5 protein-coding genes are annotated in these 4,485 nt (G+C 72.9%); all 5 read left to right on the top strand.

Going from position 1 to position 4,485, the window contains the following annotated elements; genetic code table 11:
- Positions 1–1,292, top strand: a 1,292-nt coding sequence (locus tag PROKR_RS25155) for an aldehyde dehydrogenase (RefSeq protein WP_036969054.1), incomplete at its 5' end; no start/stop codon positions are given.
- A gap of 4 nt (positions 1,293–1,296) precedes the next feature.
- A complete protein-coding gene (gene hpaD, locus PROKR_RS25150) occupies positions 1,297–2,427 on the top strand; it encodes a 3,4-dihydroxyphenylacetate 2,3-dioxygenase (RefSeq protein WP_051433338.1) in 1,131 nt (376 codons plus the stop codon).
- On the top strand, positions 2,424–3,239 hold the full coding sequence (locus PROKR_RS25145; RefSeq protein WP_245605962.1) for a fumarylacetoacetate hydrolase family protein: 816 nt from the start codon (positions 2,424–2,426) through the stop codon (positions 3,237–3,239). Before hpaD ends, PROKR_RS25145 begins: the two co-directional genes overlap by 4 nt.
- Positions 3,224–4,009 carry an HpcH/HpaI aldolase family protein gene (locus PROKR_RS25140; RefSeq protein ID WP_036969050.1) on the top strand — a complete coding sequence of 262 codons (786 nt, stop codon included), beginning with the start codon at positions 3,224–3,226 and terminating at the stop codon, positions 4,007–4,009. Before PROKR_RS25145 ends, PROKR_RS25140 begins: the two co-directional genes overlap by 16 nt.
- Positions 4,010–4,019: 10 nt before the next feature.
- On the top strand, positions 4,020–4,485 hold a 466-nt coding region (locus PROKR_RS25135; protein WP_483823678.1), incomplete at its 3' end, for a Ppx/GppA phosphatase family protein.

Here is a 4,485-nt window from a genome sequence, read left to right as displayed (position 1 = left end):
CGCGGATGCTGCCCCGCGAGCGCTCGCGGATCCTGCACCGGGTGGCGGACATCGTCGAGTCCCGCGACGCGCGGCTGGCGGAGCTGGAGAGCTTCGACTCCGGCCTGCCGATCACGCAGGCGCTGGGCCAGGCGCGGCGGGCCGCCGAGAACTTCCGGTTCTTCGCCGACCTGGTCGTGGCCCAGACCGACGACGCGTTCAAGGTGCCCGGCCGCCAGCTCAACTACGTCAACCGCAAGCCGATCGGCGTGGCCGGCCTCATCACGCCATGGAACACGCCGTTCATGCTGGAGTCCTGGAAGCTCGGGCCCGCGCTGGCCACCGGCAACACCGTGGTGCTCAAGCCGGCCGAGTTCACGCCGCTGTCGGCGTCGCTGTGGGCCGGCATCTTCGCGGAGGCCGGGCTGCCGCAGGGCGTGTTCAACCTGGTCAACGGCCTGGGCGAGGAGGCGGGCGACGCCCTGGTGAAGCACCCCGACGTGCCCCTGATCTCGTTCACGGGGGAGAGCCGCACCGGCGAGACCATCTTCGCCAACGCCGCGCCGCACCTCAAGGGCCTGTCGATGGAGCTGGGTGGCAAGTCGCCCGCCGTCGTCTTCGCCGACGCCGACCTGGACGCCGCGATCGACGCGACGATCTTCGGCGTCTTCTCGCTCAACGGCGAGCGCTGCACCGCCGGCAGCCGCATCCTCGTGGAGCGCGCCGTCTACGACGAGTTCGTCGAGCGCTACGCCGCCCAGGCGCGGCGCGTCGTCGTGGGTCTCCCGCACGATCCCGCCACCGAGGTGGGCGCGCTGGTGCACCCCGAGCACCACGCCAAGGTGATGTCGTACATCGAGATCGGCAAGGGCGAGGGGCGGCTCGTGGCGGGCGGCGGGCGGCCCGAGGGCTTCCCGGCCGGCAACTACGTGGCGCCGACCGTCTTCGCGGACGTGCCGCCGTCGGCCCGGATCTTCCAGGAGGAGATCTTCGGACCGGTCGTGGCGATCACGCCGTTCGACACCGACCAGGAGGCGCTCGCGCTGGCCAACGGCGTCCGGTACGGGCTGGCCGCCTACGTGTGGACCAACGACCTGCGGCGCGCGCACACGTTCAGCCAGGCGATCGAGGCGGGCATGGTCTGGCTCAACTCCAACAACGTGCGCGACCTGCGCACGCCGTTCGGCGGGGTCAAGGCCTCCGGGCTGGGCCACGAGGGCGGCTACCGCTCGATCGACTTCTACACCCACCAGCAGGCCGTGCACGTCACCCTCGGCGCGGCCCACCACCCGACGTTCGGCAAGGGAGCCTGACGCCATGCCCGGACAGACCCCGCCCGCATCGATTCCGACCCCCACGGCGCCGCCGCCGGACATCCTGCGCTGCGCGTACATGGAGCTGGTGGTCACCGACCTGGCCGCGTCGCGGAACTTCTACGTCGACGTGCTCGGCCTGGTGGTCACCGAGGAGGACACCGAGGCCGTCTACCTGCGCAGCATCGAGGAGTTCATCCACCACAACCTCGTGCTGCGGCAGGGGCCGGTGGCCGCCGTCGCCGCCTTCTCCTACCGGGTGCGCAGCCCGCAGGAGCTGGACCGCGCCGTCGCGTTCTACACCGAGCTCGGCTGCGAGGTGCGGCGCGCCCCCGAGGGCTTCACCCGGGGGATCGGCGACTCGGTGCGCGTCGTGGACCCGCTCGGGTTCCCGTACGAGTTCTTCTACGACGTCGAGCACGTCGAGCGGCTCGCCTGGCGCTACGACCTGCACACCCCCGGCGCGCTGGTGCGCCTGGACCACTTCAACCAGGTCACGCCCGACGTGCCGCGCGCCGTGCGGTTCATGGAGGACCTCGGCTTCCGCGTCACCGAGGACATCCAGGACTCCGAGGGCACCACCTACGCCGCGTGGCTGCGCCGCAAGCCCACCGTGCACGACACGGCGATGACGGGCGGTGACGGCCCGCGCATGCACCACGTCGCCTTCGCCACGCACGAGAAGCACAACATCATCGCGATCTGCGACAAGCTCGGCGCACTGCGCCTCTCGGACCGCATCGAGCGCGGCCCGGGCCGGCACGGCGTCTCCAACGCGTTCTACCTGTACCTGCGTGACCCGGACGGGCACCGCGTGGAGATCTACACGCAGGACTACTGGACGGGCGACCCCGACAACCCCGTGGTCACCTGGGACGTGCACGACAACCAGCGCCGCGACTGGTGGGGCAACCCCGTGGTGCCGTCCTGGTACACCGAGGCCTCGCCCGTGCTCGACCTGGACGGCGTGCCGCAGCCCGTCGTGGCCCGCACCGACACCTCGGAGATGGCCGTGACCATCGGCGCGGACGGGTTCTCCTACACCCGCCCGGAGGACGCCTCCCGCGCGCAGGCGGACGACGACGTGCTGCCCTCCTGGAAGCAGGGCGAGTACAAGCTGGGGCACCAGCTGTGACGGGGGCGTACGAGGCCGAGGGCCGCACGCTGGACGACGCGACGATCACCGCGATCGCCGACGAGCTGGCCCGCGCCGAGGCGGAGCGCACCACCGTGCCGCTGCTCACGGCGCGGTACCCGGGCATGACCGTCGAGGACTCCTACGCGGTGCAGAACACCTGGCGCCGGCGGGGCATCGAGGCCGGACGCCGCCCGGTGGGCCGCAAGATCGGGCTCACCTCGAAGGTCATGCAGGCCGCCACGGGCATCACCGAGCCCGACTACGGCGCGATCTTCGCCGACATGGTGCACGAGAACGGGTCGGTCATCGAGCACGCCCGGTTCTCGAACGTGCGGGTCGAGGTGGAGCTCGCCTTCGTGCTGGGGGAGCGGGTTGCGGGGCCGCACGCCACGGTGTTCGACGTGCTGCGCGCCACCGAGTACGTGGTGCCCGCGCTCGAGATCCTGTCCTCGCGCGTCGAGATGACGGGCCGCACCATCGTCGACACCATCGGCGACAACGCCGCCATGGGCGGCATGGTCCACGGCGGCAACCCCGTGCGTGTGGGGGAGACCGACCTGCGCTGGGCCGCGGCGCTGCTCTACCGCAACGAGACCATCGAGGAGACGGGCGTCGCCGCCGCCGTGCTGAACCACCCCGCGGCCGGCGTGGCCTGGCTCGCGAACAAGCTGGCCCGGCACGGCGACGTGCTGGAGGCCGGGGAGATCGTCCTGGCCGGCTCCTTCACGCGGCCCATGTGGGTGGAGCCGGGGGACACCGTGCTGGCCGACTACCGAGAGCTGGGGACCGTCACGTGCCGATTCGTCTGAGCCTCCCGCCCACGTTCCGCGACCGCCTCGAGGCCGCCGACCGGCCCCAGGCCGGCATGTGGGTCTGCACCGGCAGCCCGCTGGTGGCGGAGATCTGCGCCGGGTCCGGCCTGGACTGGCTCCTGATCGACGGCGAGCACTCGCCCGTCGGCCTGGAGACGATCACGGCGCTGCTGCAGGCGGTCGCGCCGTACCCGGTCACGCCGGTGGTGCGGGCGCCGTCGGGCGACGCCGTGGTGCTCAAGCAGCTCCTCGACCTGGGCGTGCAGAACGTGCTGGTGCCCATGGTCGACACGGCCGAGCAGGCGCACGACGTGGTGCGGGCCGTGCGTTACCCGCCGCGCGGGGTGCGCGGCGTCGGCAGCGCGCTGTCCCGCGGCGCGCGCTGGAACCGCGTCGAGAACTACCTGGCCGACGCCGACCGGCACGTCTCGCTGTTCGTGCAGGTGGAGTCCGTCGCGGGCGTCGAGAACGCGGCGCTGATCGCCGGCGTCGACGGGGTGGACGGCGTCTTCGTCGGCCCCTCCGACCTCGCCGCGTCGATGGGCGTGCTCGGGCAGCAGACCCACCCGGCCGTCACCGCCGCCGTGCGCCGGACGTTCGAGGCGGTGTGCGCCGCGGGCAAGCCCGTGGGCGTCAACGCCTTCGACCCCGCCGTGGCCCAGGCGTACCTGGACGCGGGAGCGTCGTTCGTGCTGACCGGGGCGGACGTCGCGCTCCTGGCCCGCGGCGCCGAGACGCTCGCCGACCGGTGGTGCGCGCAGGGGTAGCGTTCGGTCCATGCGTCTGGGCGTCCTCGACATCGGTTCCAACACGGGGCACCTCCTGGTGGTCGACGCCCACGGCGGCGCGGCGCCGTTGCCCGCCTCCTCGTACAAGGAGCCGCTGCGCCTCGCCGAGCACCTGGACGACGCCGGCGCCGTCGGGCAGGCGGGCGTGGACGCCCTGGTGGAGTTCACCGCCCAGGCCGTGCGCGTCGCGGAGGAGCGGGGCTGCGCCGAGACGCTGGCGTTCGCGACGTCGGCCGTCCGCGAGTCGGTGAACGCCGAGGCCGTGCTGCGCGCCGTGCACGAGCGCACCGGGGTGCGGCTGGAGGTGCTCAGCGGCGCCGACGAGGCCCGGCTCACGTTCCTCGCCGTGCGCCGGTGGTTCGGCTGGTCGGCCGGGCGGCTGGCCGTGTTCGACATCGGCGGCGGCTCGCTGGAGATCGCCGGCGGCGCGGACGAGGCACCCGACGCCGCCTGGT

Source organism: Promicromonospora kroppenstedtii DSM 19349, from assembly GCF_000515355.1.
Classification (GTDB): Bacteria; Actinomycetota; Actinomycetes; order Actinomycetales; family Cellulomonadaceae; genus Promicromonospora; species Promicromonospora kroppenstedtii.
The sequence above is the reverse complement of the archived record's forward strand: the minus strand, read 5'-3'. Positions and strand labels throughout refer to the sequence as shown.

Bases quoted from the DNA above. Each gene is read 5' to 3' on its own strand.
- hpaD (WP_051433338.1), top strand. From the start codon at position 1,297: ATGCCCGGACAGACCCCGCCCGCATCGATTCCGACCCCCACGGCGCCG.